We start from the raw sequence: 25,793 nt of genomic DNA on the forward strand, positions 1-25,793 counted from the left end.
GTCCGATGATGGTGGAGCAGAGTCAAATTTCCGGCACGGAATGGGTAGACATTGTTAGTGAAAACAATGAGGTAATCGCACAGTCGAGCCGCGAACAGATGCGCGCTCAGCGCCTGCGTCATCGTGCCACCTATATTGTGGTTCACGACGGCATGGGTAAAGTGCTGGTGCAGCGTCGTACCGAAACCAAAGATTTCCTGCCTGGCATGCTGGATGCCACCGCCGGTGGCGTGGTGCAGGCGGGCGAGGGAATGCTGGAGTCGGCGCGTCGTGAAGCGGAAGAGGAACTGGGTATTGCCGGGGTGCCTTTCGCTGAGCACGGTCAGTTTTACTTTGAAGATGAACACTGCCGCGTCTGGGGCGGGTTGTTCAGCTGTGTGTCGCACGGCCCGTTCGCTCTGCAGGAGAGCGAAGTCAGCGAAGCCAGCTGGATGTCTCCGGACGAAATCACTGCCCGCTGCGATGAGTTCACGCCGGATTCGCTGAAAGCGCTGGCGCTGTGGATGAGCCGCTATAAAGGCGCAGAAAGCAGCAGCAGCGTAGAGCACGAAGCGCAGTAAGCCTTCACCATGACGCCCCGCTCGGGGCGTCGGTCATTTCAGGCGGGCGTAAAACGTCGGGGTTACGAGACGCAGAGGGCGCGCCACACGGCATCAAATCCAGTGGCTTTGAAATCATCGGTGCGATGCGGTTCGCGCGCGGCAAATTCCATGGTGGTTTGTGCCAGCGCAAAAAACATTTCATCCCCGAAGTTACGAAATTCAGGGGAGCGGAACACCGGAGATACTGCCTGTTCGCAGATCTCGTACATCTCGGGATAAAGATCGTTTACCACCTGCTCACTCTCTTCGGTAATGCGGTTGCTGACTTCCAGTTTGCGCATCGTCAGGTTGGCCTGCGGATGGGCTAAGCCCCAGTCAATAAAGCGGTTCCAGATATAGCGGGTATTCTCTTTATGATCGCCTTTGCTGTCGAGCTTATCGATCATCGACTGGCAGAACCCCTGTTTCAGATGAATGTACAGGGCGTTGTGCAGCTCATCTTTGGTGGCAAAGTAGCGAAACAGCGTGCCTTCTGCGACCCGGGCCTTACGGGCGATCAGAGCGGTGGATGCGCCCAAACCCGCTTCGGCAATCGCCTCGATTGCGGCTTCAAGAATAGCCATACGTTTATCTTCACTGCGGGGACGCGCCACTGACGTTGCTCTCCTGAAATCAAAACCGAGATTGAAACATGACTCATTAGCCGCTGCAAGGTGAGGGATCACATTGTAAAAACGGGTTGACGCATTAAGCATCGTTTCTATAATGAGTGTCTACTCACTCATTATAGATGCGCCTACCGGCAGGTAAAGTGATGACGTATAAAAAGCGAGCAAATAAATCGTAGCACCGTAAAAACGTAACAGACCGCGCACTACCATAGCGTTGCGGTAGTAAACCAGCCGCAGGCGCAGCCGCCTGCAAACGATTCGACCATTTGCACATTTTCTGGAGGGGATCGCATGGAACTTCCCGCTCAGGTTATTGAAACCATTGCTGACTGGATAGACGACAATCTGCACAAGCCGCTACGCATCGACGATGTTGCCCGTCATGCCGGTTATTCGAAGTGGCATCTGCAACGACTTTTCCATCACCATAAAGGTGAAAGTCTGGGGCGCTACATTCGCGAGAAAAAGCTCAAGCTGGCAGCGCAGGATCTGTGCGCGACCAACGATCGGGTGCTGGATATTTCGATGAAGTACGGGTTTGACTCACAGCAGACGTTTACCCGTCTGTTCACCCGCCGCTTCAGCATGTCGCCCGGCAACTATCGCCGTCAGGGCGGCAGCTACGTCAACTGTTCTCGCTGATGTTCAACGAGCAATAAAAAAGGGCCGCGATTGCGGCCCTTTTCACATCGGCAGACAACTTACTGCTGAGAAGCCTGAATCGCAGTCAGGGCGATGGTGTAGACGATATCGTCAACCAGCGCGCCACGGGACAGGTCGTTCACCGGCTTACGCATCCCCTGGAGCATCGGCCCGATGGAGATGAGGTCAGCGGAACGCTGAACCGCTTTGTAGGTGGTGTTACCGGTGTTCAGATCCGGGAAGATGAACACGGTAGCGCGGCCAGCCACCGGCGAGTTCGGTGCTTTAGACTTCGCGACGTCAGCCATTACCGCAGCGTCATACTGCAGCGGACCGTCGATCACCAGGTCCGGACGTTTTTCCTGCGCGATGCGGGTTGCTTCACGCACTTTCTCAACGTCGCTACCCGCGCCGGAGTTACCGGTGGAGTAGGAGAGCATGGCGACGCGCGGGTCGATGCCAAACGCGGCAGCAGAGTCGGCGGACTGGATAGCGATCTCGGCCAGCTGTTCTGCGGTCGGGTCCGGGTTGATGGCGCAGTCGCCATACACGTAAACCTGTTCCGGCAGCAGCATGAAGAACACAGAAGAAACCAGCGAGCTGTTCGGCGCGGTTTTGATGATCTGCAGCGGCGGACGGATGGTGTTCGCAGTGGTGTGAACCGCACCGGAAACCAGACCGTCAACTTCGTCCTGCTCCAGCATCAGCGTGCCCAGCACCACGTTGTCTTCCAGCTGCTCGCGCGCCACGGCTTCGGTCATGCCTTTGTTCTTACGCAGCTCAACCAGGCGGGCAACGTAGCTTTCACGTACCACTTCCGGGTCGACGATTTCGATACCGGTGCCCAGCTCAACGCCCTGAGAGGCCGCAACGCGGTTGATCTCATCCGGGTTGCCGAGCAGCACGCAGGTCGCGATACCGCGCTGGGCGCAGATAGCTGCCGCCTTAACGGTACGCGGCTCGTCGCCTTCCGGCAGCACCACGCGCTTGCCCGCTTTACGCGCCAGCTCGGTAAGCTGGTAGCGGAACGCCGGCGGCGACAGACGACGGCTGCGCTCGGAGGTCGCGGTCAGCGACTCGATCCACTCGCTGTCGATGTGGCTTGCCACATACTCCTGCACTTTCTCGATGCGCTCGTGATCATCCACCGGCACTTCGAGGTTGAAGCTCTGCAGGCTCAGGGAGGTCTGCCATGTGTTGGTGTTCACCATGAATACCGGCAGGCCGGTGGCGAAGGCACGCTCACACAGCGCCTTAATGCGGTCGTCCATTTCGTAGCCGCCGGTCAGCAGCAGGGCGCCGATTTCCACACCGTTCATTGCCGCAAGGCAGGCCGCAACCAGCACGTCGGGACGGTCAGCGGAGGTGACCAGCAGGGAACCCGGACGGAAATGCTCCAGCATGTGCGGAATGCTGCGCGCACAGAAGGTAATGGACTTCACGCGGCGGGTGTTGATGTCGCCTTCGTTGACGATGGTTGCATTCAGGTGACGCGCCATATCGATTGCACGGGTGGCAATCAGATCGAAGCTCCACTGTACGGCACCCAGCACCGGCAGCGGACTGATGTCATGCAGCTGCTGCGCATCGATGTTCACGATTTGCGCTTTGCTGGAGTCATCAAAGATCTCGGACAGGTCCGGACGAGTACGACCCTGCTCATCAACCGGGGCGTTCAGTTTGTTTACGATAACGCCGGTGATGTTGGTATTTTTGCTGCCGCCGAAGCTGCTGCGGGTCAGCTCGATACGCTCTTTCAGCTGTTCCGGGGTATCGGTGCCCTGAGACATCACGAAGACGATTTCCGCGTTCAGGGTTTTGGCGATTTCGAAGTTCAGTGACTGGGCGAACGCGTGTTTACGGGTCGGCACCAGGCCTTCAACCAGCACCACTTCCGCATCTTTGGTGTTTTCGTGGTAGCGGGCGATGATCTCTTCCATCAGCACGTCCTGCTGATTGCTGGAGAGCAGCGACTCCACGTGGCTCATACGCAGCGGCTCGGCAGCCGGCAGGCCGGAGTTAGAGCGCACGATGGCGGTAGTCTGGTCAGGCGCATCGCCGCCGGCGCGCGGCTGGGCGATAGGTTTGAAGACGCTCAGACGAACGCCTTTACGTTCCATAGCGCGGATCACGCCGAGGCTGACGCTGGTCAGGCCGACGCTGGTTCCGGTAGGAATAAGCATAATGGTACGGGACACGGTTTATCCTCTTGTCGTTACGGCCAGAAACGCTGGCACATACAAAACAACACCGCCAGCGGGTGGCTGGCGGTGGGGAATCAGGCGGTCAGACGGCTGGCGTCTTGCGCAATTACCAACTCTTCGTTGGTCGGGATGACCATCGCGAGGGTAGTGCCTTCTTTATTGATGAAGCCGGACTTGCCGAAGCGTGCAGCCAGGTTGCGTTCGTGGTCAACGTCAAAGCCGAGCACGCCCAGTTTGCCGAGGGAGAGTTCACGCACCATCGCGGCGTTTTCGCCGATACCACCGGTGAAGACGACAGCGTCGAGGCGGCCATCCATCAGTGCGGTGTAAGAACCGATGTATTTCGCCAGGCGGTGGCAGTAAACGTCCATCGCACGCTTCGCGTCTTCTTTGGTCGCGTAGTTATCTTCAACGTAGCGGCAGTCGCTGGTGACTTCGGTCAGACCCAGCAGGCCGGACTCTTTGGTCAGCATTTTGTTGATATCGTCAACGCTCATGCCCAGGGTGTCGTGCAGGTGGAAGATAATCGCCGGGTCGATGTCGCCAGAGCGGGTACCCATCACCAGACCTTCCAGCGGGGTCAGACCCATAGAGGTGTCTACGCACTTGCCGTTACGGATAGCCGAGACGGAACCGCCGTTGCCCAGGTGGCAGGTGATGATGTTAACTTCATCAACCGGCTTGTTCAGCATCTTCGCCGCTTCCTGAGTCACGTAGAAGTGGCTGGTGCCGTGCGCGCCGTAGCGACGAACGCCGTGCTCTTTGTACAGTTTGTACGGCAGGGCATAGAGGTAGGACTCTTCCGGCATGGTCTGGTGGAACGCGGTGTCAAACACGGCCACGTTTTTGTCTTTCAGGTTCGGGAAGGACTTCAGCGCTTCAGCGATGCCGATCAGGTGAGCCGGGTTATGCAGCGGTGCAAATGACGCGGATTCTTTGATACCCTGAATCACGGACTCGTCGATGATCACTGAGCGGGTGTATTTCTCGCCGCCGTGCACGATACGGTGACCGATAGCGGTCAGCTGTGCGGACAACTCCGGTTTTTGTGCCAGAATGGTATTAACGATAAAGTTAAGCGCTTCACTGTGCGCAGCGCCTGCACCCAGAGCCGCTTCTTCTTTAGCGCCATCCATTTTCCATTTGATACGGGCTTCAGGAAGATGGAAACACTCAGCTAAACCAGAGATGTACTCGTCACCGGTGGCGGCATCAATGATCGCGAATTTCAGTGAGGAGCTACCGCAGTTCAGAACCAGTACTAACTTACTCGACATGGAAGTACCTACTATTAAACGTGGCTAAAAAAAGTCAGCGAGCCTCGTAGCGTAGCGCAAGTTGGCGCTGACATTTATGATTAACGTCATGCCCGGTGCATAATGACATGGCGAAGAAATAAACAGAGTTTACGCCATATTTGCCTGGTATGTACGACATGACGAAAACACAAAATAGTTATACCGCGTACGGTTTAGTATCGGGTGCCATAAAGGCCCGCAAAGGATACCCGATCGCGTTATGGTATGACAAAATATTTTGAACGTTGTTATTTGCAGTTGTTGTTTTGCACAAAAATTTTATTTTTTATTCGTGAAGTTGAGGTAAGCCATGTCGACACCTGAGAATCGCCCGGTCAGCTTTTTTAGCCTGTTTCGTCGCGGGCAGCATTACGCGAAGACGTGGCCACTGGATAAACGTCTCGCGCCCGTCTTTGTGGAAAACCGCATCATTCGCGCCACCCGCTACGCTATTCGCTTTATGCCGCCGCTGGCGGTATTCACCTTAACCTGGCAAATCGCCCTCGGTGGCCAGCTTGGCCCGGCGGTCGCGACAGCGCTGTTTGCCCTGAGTCTGCCGATGCAGGGGTTGTGGTGGCTGGGTAAGCGTTCGGTGACGCCGCTGCCGCCGTCCACGCTCGACTGGTTCTATGAAGTGCGCGGCAAGTTACAGGAAGCCGGGCAGGCGCTCGCCCCGGTAGAGGGTAAGCCCGACTATCAGGCGCTTGCCGATACGTTAAAACGCGCCTTCAGACAGCTCGATAAAACATTTCTCGATGACTTGTAATTGATCAAAAGGCGTATCGGGAAAAACGGGCAGAGTAGGGGCAGTATCCATTTTTGATCTCTCACAGGAGTCCCCCATGGAAATGACCCACGCTCAGCGCCTGATTCTGTCAAACCAGTACAAAATGATGACCCTGCTCGACCCCGATAACGCCGAACGCTACCGCCGCCTGCAAACCATCATCGAACGCGGTTACGGCCTGCAGATGCGCGAGCTGGATCATGAGTTCGGCCAGCTGACCGAAGAGACCTGCCGCAGCATCATCGATATCATGGAGATGTACCACGCGCTGCACGTCAGTCGGACGAACCTCAAGGACACGCAGGGTATTGATGAGCGCCGGGTAACCTTCCTCGGCTTCGATGCCGCAACCGAAGCGCGCTACCTGGGTTACGTGCGCTTTATGGTCAACACGGAAGGCCGCTACACCCATTTCGATGCCGGTACCCACGGCTTCAACGCGCAAACCCCGATGTGGGAAAAATATCAGCGCATGCTGCAGGCGTGGCACGCCTGTCCGCGCCAGTATCATCTGAGCGCAAATGAAATTAACCAGATTATCAATGCATAACCCGGAGGCGGTTTTGAAGTGTAAAGGCTTTCTGTTTGACCTGGATGGTACCCTGGTAGATTCACTCCCGGCCGTTGAACGCGCCTGGTGCAACTGGGCGGACCGCTTCGGTATTGCCCATGATGAGGTGCTCGGTTTCATTCATGGTAAGCAGGCCATCACCTCGCTACGCCACTTTATGGCCGGTCAGTCGGACGAAGCCATTGCCGCCGAGTTCACCCGCCTCGAACAGATTGAAGCCAGCGATACCGAGGGCATTATTGCGCTACCTGGCGCTCAGGCGCTGCTTGCTCACCTCAACGAAGCCGGCATTCCCTGGGCGATCGTCACGTCTGGGTCGCTGCCGGTGGCCTCGGCGCGCCGTGAGGCGACCGGGCTGCCGCTGCCCGAGGTGTTCGTGACCGCCGAGCGCGTTTCGCGCGGTAAGCCGGAGCCGGATGCCTATCTTCTGGGCGCGCAGCTGCTGGGCCTTGCGCCAGAGGAGTGCGTGGTGGTGGAAGACGCCCCGGCGGGTGTGCTGTCGGGTCTGAATGCGCGCTGTCATGTGATAGCCGTTAACGCCCCCGCAGAGACACCGCGTCTGGATGAGGTCGATCTGGTGCTGACCAGCCTTGAACAGCTGAGCGTGGAGAAAGATCGCGACGGCGTGGTGACGGTCAGCAAAAAAGCCTGATATCACTGTCAATAGCCCATGACATGACGTAGCCCCGCATCGCCGGGGCTTTTTTATGCGATGCTTTTTGCATGTTTAACCATCAGGGACAGGACGTGAACAGCGAACTGATCTGGGTACTTTCTCTTCTCTTCATTGCCGTGGTGCTGTTTGCCACCGGTAAAGTCCGCATGGACGCCGTGGCGCTGCTGGTGATCGTCGCCTTTGTACTGAGCGGAACGCTGACGCTGAGCGAGGCGCTGGCGGGGTTCAGCGATCCTAACGTCATTCTGATTGCCGCGCTGTTTATCATCGGTGATGGTCTGGTCCGCACCGGCGTCGCGACAAAAATGGGGGCCTGGCTGATGCAGGTGGCTGGCAGCAGCGAAACCAAAATGCTGGTGCTGCTGATGCTCACCGTGGCCGGACTGGGGGCGTTTATGAGCTCCACCGGCGTGGTGGCGATCTTTATCCCGGTGGTGCTCAGCGTATCGCTGCGCATGAAAACCTCCCCGGCGCGGCTGATGATGCCGCTCAGCTTTGCCGGCCTTATCAGCGGCATGATGACGCTGGTGGCTACCCCGCCGAACCTGGTGGTGCACAGCGAATTGCTGCGTGAGGGGCTGGAGGGCTTTCACTTCTTCAGCGTGACGCCGCTCGGGGTGTTAATCCTGATGCTCGGCATTCTCTATATGCTGGTGGCGCGCTTTGCGCTGGTGGGCCGGGACGATGTCGTTCAGGGCGACGACTGGAAGCGCCCGACGTTTCGGGAACTGATCAAAACCTATCGCCTGTCCGGGCGGGCGCGGCGGCTGGCGGTGCGCCACGGGTCGCCGATGATTGGCCGACGTCTGGACGATCTGAAACTGCGCGAGCGCTACGGGGCAAACGTCATTGGCGTCGAGCGCTGGCGGCGATTTCGTCGCGTGATGGTGGATGTGCAGGGCGTCAGCGAATTCCGCGAGCGGGACGTCCTGTTGATCGATATGTCCGCCTCGGACGTCGATCTACGACAGTTCTGCAGCGAGCAGCTGCTGGAGCCGATGGTGTTGCGTGGCGACTATTTCTCCGACCACGCGCTGGACGTAGGCATGGCGGAAGTCTCGCTGGTGCCGGAATCAGAGCTGACGGGGAAAAGCGTGCGGGAAATCGCGTTCCGCACCCGTTACGGGCTTAACGTGGTTGGGTTGCGGCGCGATGGCGTGGCGCTGTCGGGTAACGTGGCCGATGAGCCGCTGCGGCTGGGCGATATTCTGCTGGTGGTGGGGAACTGGAAACTTATCACTCAGCTCGGGCAGCGCAACCGTAACTTTCTGGTGCTCAATCTGCCGGTGGAGGAGAGCGATGCCTCCCCGGCGCACAGTCAGGCACCGCACGCGCTGTTTTGCCTGGTACTGATGGTCGCGCTGATGCTGACCGATGAAATTCCCAATCCCATCGCGGCGATTATCGCCTGTTTGCTGATGGGCAAATTCCGCTGTATTTCCGTGGAGAGCGCGTACCGGGCGATCCACTGGCCGAGCATTATTCTCATCGTCGGCATGATGCCTTTCGCGCAGGCGCTGCACAAAACCGGCGGGGTGGATTTGATTGTGCGTGGGCTGTTGGATGTGGGGGGCGGCTACGGGCCTTACGGCATGCTGATATGCCTGTTTATCATGTGCGCTGCCATCGGGTTGTTTATCTCTAACACCGCAACCGCCGTGCTGATGGCGCCGATTGCACTGGCTGCGGCGAAGTCTATGGGTGTCTCGCCGTATCCGTTTGCCATGGTGGTGGCGATGGCGGCGTCCGCGGCGTTTATGACGCCGGTTTCATCGCCGGTAAATACGCTGGTGCTGGCGCCGGGGAATTATCGCTTCAGCGATTTTGTGAAAATCGGTGTGCCGTTCACCCTCATCGTGATGGTGGTGAGCGTGGTCGTCATCCCACTGCTGTTTCCATTCTGAGGGCGCATCGACCGCGCCCCGTTACGGCATTACAGCGGTGAATCCTGGCTGATTTCATCGAGGGAAAGATGGAAGCTGGGAACGAAAATCGCCATGAAATAATCCATCTCCTGGCTGCGTCGCGATTCCAGCGTTTTCTCCAGGCGACTTTTCGCCAGCCGGAATTCGTTGTTGCCGGCGGAAAGTTCTTCCAGGCACTTAAGATAGGCACACAGCGCATCTGCCTGCTTGACCATTGCCTTTTCTTCATCGCTGTAATGATGCTCATCAATTAACGGGGCGAACAGATCCCGTAGCTCTTCCGGCACCATATCCACCAGCTTCTGCTGGGCAATTTTCTCGATCGCTTTATATTCCTGCGCAATCTGGCTGTTGAAGTATTTCACCGGCGTCGGCAGATCGCCGGTCAGCACTTCGCTGGCATCGTGATACATCGCCAGCAAGGCAATGCGCTCGGCGTTAAGCGCGCCGCCAAATTTACGGTTTTTGATCACGGCAAGCGCGTGAGCGACCATCGCCACCTGCAGACTGTGTTCAGACACGTTCTCGGTGCGCACGTTGCGCATCAGCGGCCAGCGATTGATTAGTTTGAGGCGGGACAGGTAGGCAAAAAAATGGCTCTGGTTCATAGCACTCTCGATCGGTGACAACTGGAGAGCCATTGTGCTGGCAGCGGGGGGAAGATGCAAATCCTCCCCCGGCGGCTTACTGGTGGTAGCCTGAGAGGAAGCGGCCAAACTTGGTGATGGCCATATCCAGCTCATCAATGCGCGGCAGCGTCACGATGCGCACATGGTCCGGCCACGGCCAGTTAAAAGCGGTGCCCTGGACCAGCAGCACTTTTTCCTGCAGCAGGAAATCGAGCACCATCTTCTGATCGTCGTGAATATTGAAGCGCTTTGCGTCTATTTTCGGGAACATATAGAGCGCGCCTTTAGGCTTCACGCAGCTCACGCCCGGGATCTCATTGATAAGTTCCCATGCCCGGTTACGCTGCTCAAACAGGCGGCCCCCCGGTGCGATGAATTCGCTGATGCTCTGATAGCCGCCAAGCGCGGTCTGGATGGCGTGTTGCGCCGGTACGTTGGCGCACAGGCGCATCGACGCCAGCATCTCCAGCCCTTCAATATAGCCTTTAGCGTGCTTTTTCGGGCCGTTAAGCACCATCCAGCCCTGGCGGAAGCCCGCCACGCGGTAGGTTTTCGACAGGCCGTTGAAGGTGACGGTCAACAGGTCAGGGGCCAGCGCGGCGATGGAGTGATGCTCCGCCTCGTCGTAAAGGATTTTGTCGTAAATCTCATCGGCAAAGATGATGAGATTATGCTGACGGGCGATTTCCACCACTTCCATCAACAACTCTTTGGAGTAAACCGCGCCGGTGGGATTGTTCGGGTTGATAATGACAATGCCCCGGGTGCGCGGCGTGATTTTGGCGCGAATATCGTCCAGATCGGGGAACCAGTCCGATGATTCATCGCACAGATAATGCACGGCTTTACCGCTGGATAGCGCGACCGCTGCGGTCCAGAGTGGATAATCCGGGGCCGGCACCAGCATCTCGTCGCCGCTGTTCAGCAGCGCCTGCATCGATTGCACGATCAGCTCGGAAACGCCGTTACCAATATAGATATCTTCTACGGTAACATCGCGCATATCCCGCGCCTGATAGTGCTGCATGATGGCTTTGCGGGCTGAATAGAGGCCTTTGGAGTCCGAGTAACCCTGCGCGGTCGGCAAATTGCGAATGACATCGACGAGAATTTCGTCCGGCGCGTCGAAGCCGAACGGTGCCGGATTACCGATGTTCAGTTTCAGGACTTTATTGCCTTCTTCTTCGAGGCGCTTTGCCTCTTTGAGAACCGGCCCGCGGATGTCGTAACAGACATTATCTAGCTTGCTGGATTTTTCAATTGGTGACATGACTCTTGGCCTGTAGCAGTTGCGACGCTTCCTGCCATGGAAGCGAGATGGCGACAATGTACTCTTCACACCGGCGGTTTTGAAGTCTGACAGCGCAGCGGGCAGCATTTTATTTTTAGCAATGGCACACTGTGAGCAAAGTTGGCTGGATAAGCTGTATGGGGTAATGTATGGCAGAGCAATGTTCGGTCAGGTGGTGTCACCAGTACGCCAGTTTCAACTGGTTGTTTCTCTGGTAACCTCATGGTTTTATGTTTTTTTATGCTAAATCTCCTGAAGTGACCGCGCTAATAGCTCAGAAAAAATGAATTAACCCCGGTAGCAGAACGCCATCTTCCCTCTGGCAGCTTAATTAAATTTGTCGAAACACGGTTATAACGGTTAATTGAAAACGAACGAAATTAGTTAGCGTTATTTTATCTTTAGTGACAAGACAGACGGGAAATAAAGGGTCGGGAAAGAATACATCTCATTCCGGCTGTAAGTAATGGTAAGAATTGCGCTTATACGCTTATAAAAAGTGGTGATTTAGGTTAAGATTAGCGCTTCGGTGTGGTAAGCCAGCGTTGCACAGTGGGAAGTACCGCTATTAAGCGTGGAGGTCGTTGTAAATGCTCCTGATCCTTTCAGGCCTGAGTGGCTGTTCCAGCTGAGAACCGCAGCGCGAAATGTTATGTAAAGTTTAACCGGGTAAACACCGGTCATATTTACTAATGTTGCCTCATATTTATCGTTAGACTGGTATAACCACCTGAAAGTTTGTATGTTGTAGCCCGGGTTAAATATTTTTTTGTAGCGAACGCGCTCCGCTCGCGCTCTTTTAATGCAAATTTATATAAATAAACCGTCTCACCGCTGGCAGACAGATTTAACCCGTGGACGCATTTTTTAAATGGAATTCCTTAATTTTCCAATAACACATAGCAATAGGCCGGGGCAGCTCCAGACGAGCGACCTGACAGTGAATAACAATATGATTAATGCAAATCGTCCGATACTCAATCTCGACCTCGATCTGCTGAGAACCTTTGTTGCGGTCGCTGACCTGAATACTTTCGCTGCCGCTGCGGTGGCAGTAAGTCGTACTCAGTCTGCGGTGAGTCAACAAATGCAGCGTCTGGAGCAGTTGGTCGGCAAGGAACTCTTCGCCAGGCATGGCCGTAACAAATTACTGACCGAGCACGGGATTCAACTTCTGGGCTACGCCAGAAAAATTCTGCGCTTCAATGATGAAGCTTGCATGTCGCTAATGTTTAGCAACCTGCAGGGCGTGCTTACGCTTGGGGCGTCAGACGAAACCGCTGATACCATCCTGCCGTTCGTGTTAAGCCGCATCACTTCGGTTTATCCGAAGCTTGCGCTGGATGTGCGCGTGAAGCGCAACCCCCAGATGCAGGATATGCTGGCGCAACAGGAGGTTGACCTGATTATCACCGCGCATCGTCAGCTTCAGGGCGAAAGCGTGGTGCTACGCACGTCGCCGACGCTGTGGTACTGCGCAGCGGATTACATCCTGCAACCCGGGGAACCCATCCCGCTGGTGCTGCTTGACGATCCGAGTCCGTGTCGCGACCTGCTGCTGGCAAAGCTCAACGAAGCCGGTCTGTCGTGGCGCATCGCCTATGTTGCTTCGACGCTGCCTGCTATGCGTGCCGCGGTGAAGGCGGGATTGGGTATTACCGCACGGCCGGTGGAAATGATGAGCCCGGAACTGCGTGTGCTGGGGCAAAGCGAAGGGCTGCCGCAGTTGCCGGAAACGGAATATCACCTTTCACGCAATCCCAACAGCCAGAACGAGCTGGCAGACGTTATTTTTGAAGCGATGGAGAGTCTTCAGACGCCGTGGCGCTATACGGCCCCGGTCGATGGCGGGGATGACAGCGTGCTGCTGGACGGTAGCATCAGTGAATAACCCTTCAGGAATAGTAACAATTTGTTAATTGCTAAAAACGCGCCCCTGAAAACATTTTGCATTTCAGCGGCGCGTTTTTTACATATTCCAAATTTCATCCTTCCGCACACCCCGTATTCCTTATGCTCTGCAAGGGCTTTTGCGCGTCGTTGAGCAAATTTCACTCGCGATTGCAAGCTGCGCAAAGGGGCACTTATTGTTAAAAATTAACCTCGTTTGTTGCTGCTTTTTTGAGGGAATTAACAAAAGCGTGTCTCAGATCAAGAAAATACCCCTGTTGAGGGGGATGAATAGTTGAGAATTCCTGCCAAAATAGAGGGGTAATTTTTTATTTCCTCCATCAACGGACACGATTCAACAACATGGATTACGCTTACCCCTGTACACATCAGGGGCAAAAAGGGCATGAAATGTTAATGAAATGAGGCCGATGTAAATTAATGTGAGGATACTTTTGTTAAAGTTGACAAAAGGTTATAGAAAGGAGTAAAAAACCACATCAATTTGCTGCCTAAGTCACGTTTTCCGGCAATGATTGTACGGTTTCTTTGTTCCTCCCCATGAATCGATGTGATGTTCATCTGCCAATAAGAGTAGAGATTTTCCGCATCACTTTTGATGAGTAAGCAATGAGTATGTCAACATCCACTGAAGTCATCGCTCATCACTGGGCATTCGCAATCTTTCTTATTGTCGCCATCGGCCTGTGCTGTCTGATGCTGCTCGGGGCCTGGTTCCTCGGCGGTCGCGCAAGAGCCCGGCACAAAAACACGCCTTTCGAGTCGGGTATCGACTCCGTTGGTACAGCGCGTCTGCGCCTGTCCGCTAAGTTCTACCTTGTGGCGATGTTTTTCGTCATCTTCGACGTAGAAGCCCTGTATCTTTTCGCGTGGTCGACATCGGTTCGCGAAAGCGGATGGGTCGGCTTCGTTGAAGCCGCAATTTTCATTTTAGTGTTACTGGCCGGTCTGGTTTATCTGGTGCGTATCGGCGCGCTGGACTGGACGCCTGCAGCCTCACGCCGCAGTCGTATCAACCCGGAAACCGACAGCGACACTAGTCGTCATACGCAGTAACAGCGAGGCAATAAGATGGATTATACGCTCACCCGCATAGATCCTAACGGTGAGAACGACCGTTACCCCCTGCAAAAACAGGAGATCGTTCCGGATCCCCTGGAGCAAGAGGTTAACCGCAGCGTGTTCATGGGCAAGCTCGAAGATGTCCTGCACGGCATGGTCAACTGGGGCCGTAAAAACTCAATCTGGCCTTATAACTTCGGCCTTTCATGCTGCTATGTAGAAATGGTGACGTCGTTTACTGCGGTACACGACGTTGCGCGTTTTGGTGCGGAAGTACTGCGTGCTTCACCGCGTCAGGCCGACCTGATGGTTATCGCCGGTACGCCGTTTACCAAAATGGCACCGGTGATTCAGCGTCTTTATGACCAGATGCTCGAACCAAAATGGGTCATTTCTATGGGCGCCTGCGCCAACTCCGGCGGCATGTACGATATCTATTCCGTGGTCCAGGGCGTGGATAAGTTCCTTCCGGTTGATGTGTATATCCCGGGATGTCCGCCGCGTCCGGAAGCCTATATGCAGGCACTGATGCTGCTGCAGGAGTCCATCGGCAAAGAGCGTCGTCCGCTTTCATGGGTGGTCGGGGATCAGGGCGTGTACCGCGCCAATATGCAGTCAGAGCGTGAGCGTAAACGCGGCGAGCGCATTGCGGTCACCAACCTGCGTACACCAGACGAAATTTAATTTGCGCTTGCGGGGCGTGGATGACCCGGACGTATTAAGCCGCAGCGGAACCTGCTGCGTGGCTGAATAAGAAGGGAATACTTCGCACATTATTAAACAAAAACGCGAAGCCACGATCTGCCAGTCACTACTGAACCATTTAACATGGTGAACATTATGACCGATTTAACTGCGCATGAAGCCGCTACGCCTTTCTGGCAAACCCGCGATCATCTGGACGATCCGGTAATCGGCGAACTGCGTAACCGTTTTGGGCCGGATGCTTTTTCTGTTCAGGCTACCCGCACCGGGGTTCCGGTGGTCTGGGTCAAGCGTGAGCAATTACTGGAAGTTGGCGATTTCTTAAAGAAACTCCCGAAACCTTATGTCATGCTTTTCGATCTGCATGGCATGGATGAGCGTCTACGCACCCACCGCGCGGGTTTACCTGCCGCGGATTTTTCCGTTTTCTATCATCTGATGTCCCTCGACCGCAATCGCGACATCATGCTCAAAGTGGCGCTGAGCGAAAACGATCTCAACGTGCCGACTTTCACCAAACTGTTCCCGAATGCTAACTGGTACGAGCGTGAAACCTGGGAGATGTTTGGCATCACCTTTAACGGTCACCCGCACCTGACGCGTATCATGATGCCGCCGACCTGGGAAGGGCACCCGCTGCGTAAAGACTACCCGGCGCGCGCTACCGAATTCGATCCGTTCGAGCTGACAAAGCAGAAGCAGGATCTGGAGATGGAAGCGCTGACCTTCAAGCCGGAAGACTGGGGCATGAAACGCGGGACCGACAACGAGGACTTCATGTTCCTCAACCTCGGTCCGAACCACCCATCGGCGCACGGGGCATTCCGTATCATCCTTCAGCTTGATGGCGAAGAGATTGTCGATTGCGTACCGGATATCGGCTACCACCACCGTGGTGCGGAGAAGATGGGCGAACGTCAGTCCTGGCACAGCTACATTCCGTACACCGACCGCATTGAATACCTCGGCGGCTGCGTGAACGAAATGCCTTACGTGCTGGCCGTGGAAAAACTGGCGGGTATCGTAGTGCCGGATCGCGTTAACGTGATTCGCGTGATGCTCTCCGAGCTGTTCCGCATCAACAGCCATCTGCTCTATATCTCGACCTTTATTCAGGACGTCGGTGCGATGACGCCGGTATTCTTCGCCTTTACCGACCGTCAGAAAATCTACGATCTGGTTGAAGCGATCACCGGTTTCCGTATGCACCCGGCCTGGTTCCGCATCGGCGGCGTGGCGCATGACCTGCCGCGCGGCTGGGATCGCCTGCTGCGCGAGTTCCTTGAGTGGATGCCGAAGCGTCTGGATTCTTACGAGAAAGCGGCGCTGCGCAACACCATTCTGAAAGGGCGCTCTCAGGGCGTGGCCGCTTACGGCGCGAAAGAAGCGCTGGAGTGGGGCACCACCGGCGCAGGTCTGCGCGCCACCGGGATCGACTTCGACGTGCGTAAGGCGCGTCCTTACTCTGGCTATGAAAACTTCGACTTCGAAATTCCGGTGGGCGGCGGCGTCAGTGATGCTTACACCCGCGTGATGCTGAAAGTGGAAGAGCTGCGCCAGAGCCTGCGTATTCTTGAGCAGTGCCTCAACAACATGCCGGAAGGCCCGTTCAAAGCGGATCACCCGCTGACCACGCCGCCGCCGAAAGAGCGCACGCTTCAGCATATCGAAACCCTGATCACTCACTTCCTGCAGGTTTCCTGGGGTCCGGTAATGCCGGCCAACGAATCCTTCCAGATGATCGAGGCGACCAAAGGGATCAACAGTTACTACCTGACCAGCGACGGCAGCACCATGAGCTACCGTACCCGCGTCCGTACTCCAAGCTTCCCGCACCTGCAGCAGATCCCGTCCGTGATCCGCGGTAGCCTGGTGTCCGACCTGATCGTCTATCTGGGTAGTATCGATTTTGTTATGTCAGATGTGGACCGCTAATTATGCACGAGAATCAACAACCACAAACCGAGGCTTTTGAGCTGAGTGCGGCAGAGCGTGAAGCAATTGAGCACGAAAAGCACCACTACGAAGACCCGCGTGCGGCGTCCATTGAAGCGCTGAAAATCGTACAGAAACAGCGTGGCTGGGTGCCGGATGGCGCGATCTACGCCATCGCCGACGTGCTGGGTATTCCGGCAAGCGACGTAGAAGGCGTGGCGACGTTCTATAGCCAGATCTTCCGTCAGCCGGTGGGCCGTCATGTCATTCGCTACTGCGACAGCGTGGTGTGCCACATCACCGGCTACCAGGGCATTCAGTCGGCGATTGAAAAGCACCTGAGCATTAAGCCGGGCCAGACCACATTCGACGGCCGTTTCACGCTGCTGCCGACCTGCTGCCTGGGCAACTGCGACCGCGGTCCGACCATGATGATTGATGAGGATACTCACAGCTATCTGACGCCGGAGGGGATCCCCAACCTGCTGGAGCAGTATAAATGAAGACAATTATTCGTACTGCCGAGACCCATCCGCTGACGTGGCGACTGCGCGACGACAAACAACCGGTGTGGCTCGAAGAGTATCGCAGCAAAAACGGTTATGAAGGCGCGCGTAAAGCCCTGACCGGCATGGCGCCGGATGACATCGTGAATGCGGTAAAAGACGCTGGCCTGAAAGGGCGCGGCGGCGCAGGCTTTTCCACCGGTCTGAAGTGGAGCCTGATGCCGAAAGACGAATCCATGAACATTCGCTACCTGCTATGCAATGCGGATGAAATGGAGCCGGGCACCTATAAAGACCGCCTGCTGATGGAGCAACTGCCGCACTTGCTGGTCGAAGGCATGCTGATCTCCGCCTTCGCGCTGAAAGCGTACCGCGGCTATATCTTCCTGCGCGGCGAGTACATCGAAGCCGCCGATCGCCTGCGTCGCGCCATCGCGGAAGCGACCGAAGCGGGCCTGCTTGGGAAAAATATCCTCGGCACCGGTTTCGATTTTGAGCTGTTTGTTCATACCGGCGCAGGGCGTTACATCTGCGGCGAAGAAACTGCACTCATCAACTCCCTCGAAGGGCGTCGTGCTAACCCACGTTCCAAGCCGCCGTTCCCGGCGAGTAGCGGCGTGTGGGGCAAGCCAACCTGCGTGAACAACGTAGAAACCCTGTGTAACGTGCCGGCTATTCTCTCAAACGGCGTCGAATGGTATCAGAACATCTCTACCAGCAAAGACGCGGGTACCAAGCTGATGGGCTTCTCCGGCCGCGTGAAAAATCCTGGCGTCTGGGAATTGCCGTTTGGCACCACTGCTCGTGAAATCCTTGAGGATTACGCCGGTGGTATGCGTGATGGCCTGAAGTTCAAAGCCTGGCAGCCGGGCGGCGCGGGGACTGACTTCCTGACCGAATCACACCTCGATTTGCCAATGGAATTCGAAAGCATCGGTAAAGCGGGCAGCCGTCTGGGTACGGCGCTGGCGATGGCCGTCGACCATGAAATTGGTATGGTGCCGCTGGTGCGTAACCTGGAAGAGTTTTTCGCGCGCGAGTCCTGCGGCTGGTGTACGCCATGTCGCGACGGCCTGCCGTGGAGCGTGAAGATCCTGCGCGCGCTTGAGCGTGGGGAAGGGCAACCGGGGGATATCGAGACGCTTGAGCAGCTGTGTCGCTTCCTCGGTCCGGGTAAAACCTTCTGTGCCCACGCGCCAGGCGCCGTAGAGCCGCTGCAAAGCGCGATTAAATATTTCCGTGACGAATTCGAAGCGGGCATCAAACAGGACTTCAGCAATACCCGTCATATCAGCGGGATTCAGCCTAACCTGTTAAAAGCACGCTGGTGATCGTTTTCACTCCCTCAGGCTGACGCTCTTTCGCGGAAGAAACGGGTGAGGGGAGTGAAATAACGAAAGAATTTTGATTAACGCTCAGCGTTTAGCTGGGATAACTGGAAGCATGCTGACTATGGCTACGATTCATGTAGACGGCAAAGAATATGAGGTAGACGGTGCGGACAACCTGTTACAGGCATGTCTGTCGCTTGGCCTCGATATTCCTTACTTTTGCTGGCACCCGGCGCTGGGAAGCGTTGGCGCCTGCCGCCAGTGCGCGGTAAAGCAATATCAGAACGCAGAAGATACTCGCGGTCGTCTGGTGATGTCCTGTATGACACCGGCATCCGACGGGACCTTTATCTCTATTGACGATGGCGAAGCAAAACAGTTCCGCGAAAGCGTGGTGGAGTGGTTGATGACTAACCACCCGCACGACTGTCCGGTCTGTGAAGAGGGGGGCAACTGCCACCTGCAGGATATGACCGTAATGACCGGTCATAGCTTCCGTCGCTACCGTTTCACTAAGCGTACCCACCGCAATCAGGATCTGGGGCCGTTCATCTCTCATGAAATGAACCGCTGCATCGCCTGCTACCGCTGTGTGCGCTACTACAAAGACTATGCGGACGGCAAAGATCTGGGCGTTTACGGCGCGCATGACAACGTCTACTTCGGTCGTCCGGAAGACGGCACGCTGGAAAGCGAGTTTTCCGGCAACCTGGTTGAGATTTGCCCGACCGGCGTCTTCACCGATAAAACGCACTCCGAGCGCTACAACCGTAAGTGGGACATGCAGTTCGCACCGAGCATCTGTCAGCAGTGCTCTCTCGGCTGTAACACCAGCCCGGGCGAGCGCTACGGTGAACTGCGCCGTATCGAAAACCGCTACAACGGTACCGTTAACCACTACTTCCTGTGCGATCGCGGTCGTTTTGGCTATGGCTATGTGAACCTGAAAGACCGTCCGCGTCAGCCGGTTCAGCGTCGTGGCAACGACCTCATCACCCTCAACGCCGAGCAGGCAATACAGGGCGCGGCGGATATCCTGCGCCAGTCGAAGAAAGTGATCGGTATCGGTTCCCCGCGTGCCAGCGTCGAGAGCAACTTTGCGCTGCGTGAGCTGGTCGGTGCGGAAAACTTCTATACCGGGATTGCGGCGGGCGAGCAGGAACGTCTGCAGCTGATGCTGAAACTGCTGCGTGAAAGCGGCATTCGCACCCCGGCGCTGCGTGAAATCGAATCCTACGATGCGGTACTGGTGCTGGGCGAAGACATTACCCAGACCGGCGCACGCGTTGCGCTGGCGGTTCGTCAGGCGGTGAAAGGGAAAGCGCGTGAGATGGCAGCGGCACAGAAAGTGGCCGACTGGCAGATTGCGGCAATTCTGAACATCGGTCAGCATGCGAAACATCCGCTGTTTGTGACCAACGTTGACAGCACCCGTCTGGACGATATCGCCGCGTGGACCTACCGCGCGCCGGTTGAAGATCAGGCGCGTCTCGGTTTTGCCGTTGCTCATGCCCTCGACAGCGCCTCTCCGGCGGTTGAAGGTCTTTCCAGCGATCTGCAGAACAAAGTAGACGTCATCGTTCAGGCGCTGGCCGGGGCGAAGAAACCGCTGATTATCTCTGGGACTAACGCCGGTAGCGTGGAAATGCTGCAGGCGGCGGCGAACGTGGCGAAAGCCCTGAAAGGTCGCGGCGCAGACGTGGGTATCACCATGATTGCCCGCGCGGTAAACAGCGTCGGCCTCGGTATGATCGGTGGCGGCTCGCTGGACGAGGCGTTAAGCGAGCTGGAAACCGGTGCCGCAGATGCGGTGGTGGTGCTGGAGAACGATCTGCATCGTCACGCCAGCGCCGCGCGCGTCGACGCTGCGCTGGCGAAAGCGCCACTGGTACTGGTTATCGATCACCAGCGCACCGCCATCATGGAACACGCGCACCTGGTGCTCTCTACGGCAAGCTTTGCCGAGAGCGACGGCACGGTGATCAACAACGAAGGTCGCGCCCAGCGCTTCTTCCAGGTGTATGACCCGGCGTACTACGACAGCAACGCCATCATGCTGGAAAGCTGGCGCTGGCTGCATTCGCTGCACAGCACCGTCACCAACCGCGAGGTTGACTGGACCCAGCTCGACCACGTTATCGATGCTGCCATCACCGCGCTGCCGCAGCTCGCAGGCATTAAAGATGCTGCGCCAGAAGCGTCGTTCCGTATTCGTGGTCAGAAACTGGCGCGTGAACCGCACCGCTACAGCGGTCGTACCGCGATGCGTGCCAACATCAGCGTACACGAACCGCGTCAGCCGCAGGATAAAGACACCATGTTCGCCTTCTCAATGGAAGGTAACAACCAGCCGTCTGCTCCGCGTTCGCAGATCCCGTTTGCCTGGGCGCCAGGCTGGAACTCCCCGCAGGCATGGAACAAATTCCAGGCTGAAGTGGGCGGTTCGCTGCGTCACGGTGACCCTGGCGTGCGTCTTATCGAAGCCTCAGAAACCGGTATCGATTACTTCGCTCAGGTTCCGGCGCGCTTCGAAGCGCAGGACGGAAAATGGCTGATTGCCCCGTACTATCACCTGTTTGGTAGTGACGAGATGTCGCAGCGTTCGCCGGTATTCCAGCAGCGTATGCCGGAGCCGTACATCAAGCTTAATCCGGCGGATGCCGCGAAGCTTGGCGTGAACGCCGGTGCGAAAGTCTCCTTCAGTTACGAAGGTCAGATCATCAGCCTGCCGCTGGTCATCTCTGAAGGGCTGGTAGAAGGGCAGGTGGGTCTGCCGATGGGAATGCCAGGTATTGCCCCGGTACTTGCCGGGGCTCGTCTTGAAAATCTGCAGGAGGCGCGCGCATGAGCTGGTTTACACCGGAACTTATCGAGATCCTGCTGAGCATTCTCAAAGCGGTCGTTATTCTGCTGGTCGTGGTGATCTGCGGCGCGTTCATGAGCTTTGGCGAGCGTCGTCTGCTCGGCCTGTTCCAGAACCGTTACGGGCCGAACCGCGTTGGCTGGGGTGGTTCACTCCAGCTGGTCGCGGACATGATCAAGATGTTCTTCAAAGAGGACTGGGTACCGCGCTTCACCGACCGCATGATCTTTACCCTTGCGCCGATGATCGCCTTTACCTCGCTGCTGCTGGCGTTTGCTATCGTCCCGGTCAGTCCGACCTGGGTGGTAGCCGACCTCAACATCGGCATCCTGTTCTTCCTGATGATGGCAGGGCTGGCAGTTTACGCGGTGCTGTTTGCGGGCTGGGCGAGTAACAACAAATACTCGCTGCTCGGCGCGATGCGTGCCTCTGCGCAAACCCTGAGCTACGAAGTGTTCCTCGGACTCTCCCTGATGGGCGTGGTGGCGCAGGCCGGTTCGTTCAACATGACCGACATCGTCAACAATCAGGCCGACATCTGGAACGTGATCCCGCAGTTCTTTGGCTTTATTACCTTTGCTATCGCCGGCGTGGCGGTGTGTCACCGTCACCCGTTTGACCAGCCGGAAGCAGAGCAGGAGCTGGCCGATGGTTACCACATCGAATATTCCGGTATGAAGTTCGGTCTGTTCTTTGTCGGTGAATACGTCGCTATCGTTACCGTTTCGGCACTGATCGTCACCCTGTTCTTTGGTGGCTGGCATGGCCCATGGTTACCGCCATTCATCTGGTTCGCGCTGAAAACCGCGTTCTTCATGATGATGTTTATTCTGATCCGCGCAGCATTACCGCGTCCGCGTTATGACCAGGTAATGTCCTTCGGCTGGAAAGTGTGCCTGCCGCTGACGCTGATCAACTTGCTGGTAACGGCGGCTGTCATTCTCTGGCAGGCGCAATAAGGGGCGAATTGACCATGACATTAAAAGAATTAGTGGTAGGGTTCGGCACCCAGGTCCGCAGTATCTGGATGATCGGCCTGCACGCGTTCGCGAAACGCGAAACGCGTATGTATCCGGAAGAGCCGGTTTACCTGGCACCGCGTTACCGTGGTCGTATCGTGCTGACGCGCGATCCGGACGGCGAAGAGCGCTGCGTGGCCTGTAACCTGTGCGCGGTAGCCTGTCCGGTAGGCTGTATCTCTCTGCAGAAAGCCGAAACCGTCGATGGCCGCTGGTATCCGGAGTTTTTCCGTATCAACTTCTCACGCTGCATCTTCTGCGGGATGTGTGAAGAGGCGTGCCCGACCACGGCGATTCAGCTTACCCCGGACTTTGAGCTGGGCGAGTATAAGCGTCAGGATCTGGTGTACGAAAAAGAGGATCTGCTGATTTCCGGCCCGGGTAAATATCCGGAGTACAACTTCTACCGGATGGCGGGTATGGCAATCGACGGCAAAGACAAGGGCGACGCGGAAAACGAAGCTAAGCCTGTCGACGTCAAAGGCCTGTTACCTTAAGGAGTCAGGAATGGAATTTGCTTTTTATATCTGCGCCCTCGTGGCCGTCCTGACCACCTTACGGGTGATCACGCATACCAATCCGGTACATGCGCTGCTGTATCTCATCATCTCTCTGCTGGCTATTGCCGGGGTGTTCTTCTCCATTGGCGCTCATTTTGCGGGCGCACTGGAGATCATCGTTTACGCCGGGGCCATCATGGTGCTGTTCGTATTCGTGGTGATGATGCTGAACCTGGGCGGCTCCGAGATTGAGCAGGAGCGCCAGTGGCTGAAGCCGCAGATCTGGATCGGACCGGGCATTCTGTCCGCTGTGCTGCTGGCGGTGATCGTCTACAGCATTCTGGGCATCAACGATCAGGGCATTGACGGTACGCCAATCAGCGCTAAAGAAGTCGGTATCACGCTGTTCGGGCCGTACGTTCTGGCCGTTGAGCTGGCATCCATGCTGCTGCTGGCAGGGCTGGTTGTCGCCTTCCACATCGGTCGTGAAGAGCGTCCCGGTGAAGTGCTGAGCAACCGCCCGGCTGAAAGCGTGAAAAGAAAACCGGAGGAGCACGCATGATCCCGCTACAACATGGACTGATCCTCGCCGCCATTCTGTTTGTCCTCGGACTGACCGGGCTGGTGATCCGTCGTAACCTGCTGTTTATGCTGATTGGTCTTGAGATCATGATCAACGCCGCCGCGCTGGCGTTTGTCGTGGCAGGCAGCTACTGGGGCCAGACCGATGGTCAGGTAATGTATATTCTGGCGATTAGCTTAGCGGCGGCCGAAGCCAGTATCGGCCTTGCGCTGCTGCTGCAGCTTCATCGTCGTCGCCAGAGTCTGAATATCGATTCAGTAAGTGAGATGCGCGGATGAACATGCTCGCGTTAACCATTTTATGGCCATTGATTGGCTTTGTTTTGCTCGCGTTTTCCCGCGGTCGCTGGTCAGAAAATCTGTCCGCTGCCATTGGGATGGGCTCCGTTGGCCTGTCAGCACTGACCACGGTCTTTGTTGGCTTTGACTTCTTCAACCAGGGCGCACAGCCCTGGACCCAGCCGCTCTGGACCTGGATGGCGGTCGGTGATTTCAACATCGGCGTTAACCTGGTGCTCGACGGCCTGTCGCTGACCATGCTCTCTGTGGTGACCGGTGTCGGTTTCTTCATCCACATGTTCGCTTCCTGGTACATGCGCGGTGAAGAAGGGTATTCGCGCTTCTTCGCCTACACCAACCTGTTCATTGCGAGCATGGTGGTGCTGGTGCTGGCCGATAACCTACTGCTGATGTATCTCGGCTGGGAAGGCGTGGGCCTCTGCTCCTATCTGCTGATTGGTTTCTACTACACCGATCCGAAGAACGGCGCGGCAGCAATGAAAGCGTTTGTGGTGACCCGCGTCGGGGACGTGTTCCTCGCCTTCGCGCTGTTCATCCTCTACAACGAGCTGGGTACGCTGAACTTCCGCGAAATGGTGGAACTGGCGCCGGCGCACTTCGCGGCCGGTAACGATATGCTGATGTGGGCGACCCTGATGCTGCTGGGCGGTGCGGTGGGTAAATCGGCGCAGCTGCCGCTGCAGACCTGGCTTGCGGACGCGATGGCTGGCCCGACGCCGGTCTCCGCGCTGATCCACGCCGCGACCATGGTCACCGCGGGTGTCTACCTGATTGCCCGTACTCACGGCCTGTTCCTGATGACGCCGGAAGTGCTGCATCTGGTCGGCATCATTGGTGCGGTTACCCTGCTGATGGCCGGCTTCGCCGCGCTGGTGCAGACCGACATCAAACGCGTACTGGCTTACTCCACCATGAGTCAGATTGGCTACATGTTCCTGGCGCTGGGCGTTCAGGCGTGGGACGCCGCGATTTTCCACCTGATGACCCATGCGTTCTTTAAAGCGCTGCTGTTCCTCGCGTCCGGTTCGGTGATCCTTGCCTGCCACCACGAGCAGAACATCTTCAAAATGGGCGGCCTGCGTAAATCCATTCCGCTGGTGTATGCCTGCTTCCTGGTTGGCGGCGCTGCGCTGTCGGCGCTGCCGCTCATCACGGCGGGCTTCTTCAGTAAGGATGAAATCCTTGCCGGGGCGATGGCGAACGGCCATATGAATCTGATGATCGCCGGTCTGGTAGGAGCATTTATGACGTCGCTCTATACCTTCCGCATGATCTTCATCGTGTTCCACGGCAAAGAGCAGATCCACGCCCACGCAGGGAAGGGAATTACCCATCACCTGCCGCTGATTGTGCTGCTGATCCTCTCTACCTTTGTGGGCGCGATGATCGTTCCGCCGCTGCACGGCGTACTGCCGGAAACCACCGAACTGGCGCACGACAGCGTGCTGACGCTGGAGATCACCTCCGGAGTCGTCGCCATCGCGGGCATTCTGATCGCTGCATGGCTGTGGCTGGGCAAACGCTCGCTGGTCAGTGCGGTGGCGAAAAGCGCGCCGGGCCGTTTCTTCGGTACCTGGTGGTTCCATGCCTGGGGCTTCGACTGGCTGTATGACAAAGTGTTCATCAAGCCATTCCTCGGCATTGCCTGGCTTATCAAGCGCGACCCGCTGAACGCGGTCATGAACACCCCGGCCATTCTGTCTCGCCTCGCGGGCCGCGGCCTGGTGTTCAGCGAGAACGGCTATCTGCGCTGGTACGTGGCTTCGATGAGCATCGGTGCCGTTGTGGTGCTGGGCCTGCTGATGGTATTGCGTTGAGTTTGTGAGCCTGAAGTGAATTTTCT

Annotated in this window: 23 protein-coding genes; 18 read left to right on the top strand and 5 right to left on the bottom strand. The window is 56.7% G+C overall.

Going from position 1 to position 25,793, the window contains the following annotated elements:
* The first annotated feature begins 8 nt into the window (after nucleotides 1-8).
* A complete protein-coding gene (gene yfcD / locus ET34_RS0106645; protein ID WP_031520552.1) occupies nucleotides 9-560 on the top strand; it encodes an NUDIX hydrolase YfcD in 552 nt (183 codons plus the stop codon).
* Between the two features lie 62 nt (nucleotides 561-622).
* Here the strand turns inward: yfcD and ET34_RS0106650 are convergent, their stop codons facing one another.
* Nucleotides 623-1,195: a TetR/AcrR family transcriptional regulator gene (locus tag ET34_RS0106650; RefSeq protein WP_031520554.1), complete on the bottom strand. Its 573-nt coding sequence runs from the start codon at nucleotides 1,193-1,195 to the stop codon at nucleotides 623-625.
* Nucleotides 1,196-1,504: 309 nt separating this feature from the next.
* Here ET34_RS0106650 and ET34_RS0106655 point away from each other — a divergent pair, with 309 nt between their 5' ends.
* Complete coding sequence (locus ET34_RS0106655; protein ID WP_031520556.1) at nucleotides 1,505-1,855, top strand: RamA family antibiotic efflux transcriptional regulator; 351 nt, start codon at nucleotides 1,505-1,507, stop codon at nucleotides 1,853-1,855.
* Between the two features lie 59 nt (nucleotides 1,856-1,914).
* Here the strand turns inward: ET34_RS0106655 and pta are convergent, their stop codons facing one another.
* Nucleotides 1,915-4,053 (bottom strand): phosphate acetyltransferase, encoded by a 2,139-nt coding sequence (gene pta, locus ET34_RS0106660; protein ID WP_031520558.1) that lies wholly within the window; start codon nucleotides 4,051-4,053, stop codon nucleotides 1,915-1,917.
* An 80-nt stretch (nucleotides 4,054-4,133) separates the two neighbouring features.
* On the bottom strand, nucleotides 4,134-5,336 hold the full coding sequence (ackA, locus tag ET34_RS0106665; RefSeq protein ID WP_031520559.1) for an acetate kinase: 1,203 nt from the start codon (nucleotides 5,334-5,336) through the stop codon (nucleotides 4,134-4,136).
* Between the two features lie 331 nt (nucleotides 5,337-5,667).
* Here ackA and yfbV point away from each other — a divergent pair, with 331 nt between their 5' ends.
* From yfbV to ET34_RS0106685, 4 genes are all read left to right on the top strand, one after another.
* The gene (gene yfbV, locus ET34_RS0106670) at nucleotides 5,668-6,123 is read left to right on the top strand and encodes a terminus macrodomain insulation protein YfbV (protein ID WP_031520561.1); all 456 of its coding nucleotides are present in this window, start codon (nucleotides 5,668-5,670) and stop codon (nucleotides 6,121-6,123) included.
* Nucleotides 6,124-6,199: 76 nt separating this feature from the next.
* A complete protein-coding gene (locus ET34_RS0106675; protein WP_031520563.1) occupies nucleotides 6,200-6,694 on the top strand; it encodes a YfbU family protein in 495 nt (164 codons plus the stop codon).
* A complete protein-coding gene (locus ET34_RS0106680; RefSeq protein ID WP_236633825.1) occupies nucleotides 6,687-7,367 on the top strand; it encodes a sugar phosphatase in 681 nt (226 codons plus the stop codon). Before ET34_RS0106675 ends, ET34_RS0106680 begins: the two co-directional genes overlap by 8 nt.
* 95 nt (nucleotides 7,368-7,462) lie before the next feature.
* Nucleotides 7,463-9,295 carry an SLC13 family permease gene (locus ET34_RS0106685; protein WP_031520567.1) on the top strand — a complete coding sequence of 611 codons (1,833 nt, stop codon included), beginning with the start codon at nucleotides 7,463-7,465 and terminating at the stop codon, nucleotides 9,293-9,295.
* Nucleotides 9,296-9,324: 29 nt separating this feature from the next.
* Here ET34_RS0106685 and yfbR read toward each other — a convergent pair whose 3' ends face one another.
* Both yfbR and alaA read right to left on the bottom strand, forming a co-directional pair.
* Nucleotides 9,325-9,924 carry a 5'-deoxynucleotidase gene (yfbR, locus tag ET34_RS0106690; RefSeq protein ID WP_031520568.1) on the bottom strand — a complete coding sequence of 200 codons (600 nt, stop codon included), beginning with the start codon at nucleotides 9,922-9,924 and terminating at the stop codon, nucleotides 9,325-9,327.
* Between the two features lie 76 nt (nucleotides 9,925-10,000).
* Nucleotides 10,001-11,215 carry an alanine transaminase AlaA gene (gene alaA / locus ET34_RS0106695; protein ID WP_031520569.1) on the bottom strand — a complete coding sequence of 405 codons (1,215 nt, stop codon included), beginning with the start codon at nucleotides 11,213-11,215 and terminating at the stop codon, nucleotides 10,001-10,003.
* A gap of 973 nt (nucleotides 11,216-12,188) precedes the next feature.
* Here alaA and lrhA point away from each other — a divergent pair.
* The 12 genes from lrhA (at nucleotide 12,189) to nuoL (ending at nucleotide 25,767) form a co-directional block, all read left to right on the top strand.
* Entirely contained in the window at nucleotides 12,189-13,127 is a 939-nt protein-coding gene (lrhA, locus tag ET34_RS0106700) for a transcriptional regulator LrhA (protein WP_031520570.1), read from the top strand.
* Nucleotides 13,128-13,756: 629 nt separating this feature from the next.
* Nucleotides 13,757-14,203, top strand: coding sequence for an NADH-quinone oxidoreductase subunit NuoA (gene nuoA, locus ET34_RS0106705; RefSeq protein ID WP_031520571.1), 447 nt, complete (start codon nucleotides 13,757-13,759; stop codon nucleotides 14,201-14,203).
* A gap of 15 nt (nucleotides 14,204-14,218) precedes the next feature.
* Complete coding sequence (nuoB, locus tag ET34_RS0106710) at nucleotides 14,219-14,893, top strand: NADH-quinone oxidoreductase subunit NuoB (protein ID WP_031520572.1); 675 nt, start codon at nucleotides 14,219-14,221, stop codon at nucleotides 14,891-14,893.
* Nucleotides 14,894-15,037: 144 nt separating this feature from the next.
* Complete coding sequence (gene nuoC / locus ET34_RS0106715) at nucleotides 15,038-16,849, top strand: NADH-quinone oxidoreductase subunit C/D (RefSeq protein ID WP_031520573.1); 1,812 nt, start codon at nucleotides 15,038-15,040, stop codon at nucleotides 16,847-16,849.
* 2 nt (nucleotides 16,850-16,851) lie between these two features.
* Entirely contained in the window at nucleotides 16,852-17,352 is a 501-nt protein-coding gene (gene nuoE / locus ET34_RS0106720) for an NADH-quinone oxidoreductase subunit NuoE (RefSeq protein ID WP_031520574.1), read from the top strand.
* On the top strand, nucleotides 17,349-18,686 hold the full coding sequence (gene nuoF, locus ET34_RS0106725; protein ID WP_031520576.1) for an NADH-quinone oxidoreductase subunit NuoF: 1,338 nt from the start codon (nucleotides 17,349-17,351) through the stop codon (nucleotides 18,684-18,686). Before nuoE ends, nuoF begins: the two co-directional genes overlap by 4 nt.
* Nucleotides 18,687-18,807: 121 nt before the next feature.
* Nucleotides 18,808-21,534 carry an NADH-quinone oxidoreductase subunit NuoG gene (nuoG, locus tag ET34_RS0106730; protein ID WP_031520578.1) on the top strand — a complete coding sequence of 909 codons (2,727 nt, stop codon included), beginning with the start codon at nucleotides 18,808-18,810 and terminating at the stop codon, nucleotides 21,532-21,534.
* Complete coding sequence (gene nuoH / locus ET34_RS0106735; RefSeq protein ID WP_031520579.1) at nucleotides 21,531-22,508, top strand: NADH-quinone oxidoreductase subunit NuoH; 978 nt, start codon at nucleotides 21,531-21,533, stop codon at nucleotides 22,506-22,508. The genes nuoG and nuoH overlap by 4 nt, the downstream gene beginning before the upstream one ends.
* 14 nt (nucleotides 22,509-22,522) lie before the next feature.
* On the top strand, nucleotides 22,523-23,065 hold the full coding sequence (nuoI, locus tag ET34_RS0106740; RefSeq protein WP_031520582.1) for an NADH-quinone oxidoreductase subunit NuoI: 543 nt from the start codon (nucleotides 22,523-22,525) through the stop codon (nucleotides 23,063-23,065).
* 10 nt (nucleotides 23,066-23,075) lie between these two features.
* Nucleotides 23,076-23,630 carry an NADH-quinone oxidoreductase subunit J gene (gene nuoJ, locus ET34_RS0106745; protein WP_031520584.1) on the top strand — a complete coding sequence of 185 codons (555 nt, stop codon included), beginning with the start codon at nucleotides 23,076-23,078 and terminating at the stop codon, nucleotides 23,628-23,630.
* Nucleotides 23,627-23,929, top strand: a complete 303-nt coding sequence (nuoK, locus tag ET34_RS0106750) for an NADH-quinone oxidoreductase subunit NuoK (RefSeq protein WP_023479838.1) — start codon at nucleotides 23,627-23,629, stop codon at nucleotides 23,927-23,929. Before nuoJ ends, nuoK begins: the two co-directional genes overlap by 4 nt.
* Complete coding sequence (nuoL, locus tag ET34_RS0106755) at nucleotides 23,926-25,767, top strand: NADH-quinone oxidoreductase subunit L (RefSeq protein WP_031520586.1); 1,842 nt, start codon at nucleotides 23,926-23,928, stop codon at nucleotides 25,765-25,767. The genes nuoK and nuoL overlap by 4 nt, the downstream gene beginning before the upstream one ends.
* Nucleotides 25,768-25,793: the final 26 nt, after the last annotated feature.

The sequence above is a fragment of the Siccibacter colletis genome (assembly GCF_000696575.1).
GTDB lineage: Bacteria > Pseudomonadota > Gammaproteobacteria > Enterobacterales > Enterobacteriaceae > Siccibacter > Siccibacter colletis.

Bases quoted from the DNA above. Each gene is read 5' to 3' on its own strand.
- nuoH (WP_031520579.1), top strand. From the start codon at position 21,531: ATGAGCTGGTTTACACCGGAACTTATCGAGATCCTGCTGAGCATTCTC.
- nuoA (WP_031520571.1), top strand. From the start codon at position 13,757: ATGAGTATGTCAACATCCACTGAAGTCATCGCTCATCACTGGGCATTC.
- yfbR (WP_031520568.1), bottom strand. From the start codon at position 9,924: ATGAACCAGAGCCATTTTTTTGCCTACCTGTCCCGCCTCAAACTAATC.
- lrhA (WP_031520570.1), top strand. From the start codon at position 12,189: ATGATTAATGCAAATCGTCCGATACTCAATCTCGACCTCGATCTGCTG.
- nuoL (WP_031520586.1), top strand. From the start codon at position 23,926: ATGAACATGCTCGCGTTAACCATTTTATGGCCATTGATTGGCTTTGTT.
- nuoF (WP_031520576.1), top strand. From the start codon at position 17,349: ATGAAGACAATTATTCGTACTGCCGAGACCCATCCGCTGACGTGGCGA.
- ET34_RS0106675 (WP_031520563.1), top strand. From the start codon at position 6,200: ATGGAAATGACCCACGCTCAGCGCCTGATTCTGTCAAACCAGTACAAA.
- ackA (WP_031520559.1), bottom strand. From the start codon at position 5,336: ATGTCGAGTAAGTTAGTACTGGTTCTGAACTGCGGTAGCTCCTCACTG.
- nuoJ (WP_031520584.1), top strand. From the start codon at position 23,076: ATGGAATTTGCTTTTTATATCTGCGCCCTCGTGGCCGTCCTGACCACC.
- nuoE (WP_031520574.1), top strand. From the start codon at position 16,852: ATGCACGAGAATCAACAACCACAAACCGAGGCTTTTGAGCTGAGTGCG.
- ET34_RS0106655 (WP_031520556.1), top strand. From the start codon at position 1,505: ATGGAACTTCCCGCTCAGGTTATTGAAACCATTGCTGACTGGATAGAC.
- nuoG (WP_031520578.1), top strand. From the start codon at position 18,808: ATGGCTACGATTCATGTAGACGGCAAAGAATATGAGGTAGACGGTGCG.
- yfbV (WP_031520561.1), top strand. From the start codon at position 5,668: ATGTCGACACCTGAGAATCGCCCGGTCAGCTTTTTTAGCCTGTTTCGT.
- ET34_RS0106680 (WP_236633825.1), top strand. From the start codon at position 6,687: ATGCATAACCCGGAGGCGGTTTTGAAGTGTAAAGGCTTTCTGTTTGAC.
- alaA (WP_031520569.1), bottom strand. From the start codon at position 11,215: ATGTCACCAATTGAAAAATCCAGCAAGCTAGATAATGTCTGTTACGAC.
- yfcD (WP_031520552.1), top strand. From the start codon at position 9: ATGGTGGAGCAGAGTCAAATTTCCGGCACGGAATGGGTAGACATTGTT.
- nuoI (WP_031520582.1), top strand. From the start codon at position 22,523: ATGACATTAAAAGAATTAGTGGTAGGGTTCGGCACCCAGGTCCGCAGT.
- nuoC (WP_031520573.1), top strand. From the start codon at position 15,038: ATGGTGAACATTATGACCGATTTAACTGCGCATGAAGCCGCTACGCCT.
- nuoB (WP_031520572.1), top strand. From the start codon at position 14,219: ATGGATTATACGCTCACCCGCATAGATCCTAACGGTGAGAACGACCGT.
- nuoK (WP_023479838.1), top strand. From the start codon at position 23,627: ATGATCCCGCTACAACATGGACTGATCCTCGCCGCCATTCTGTTTGTC.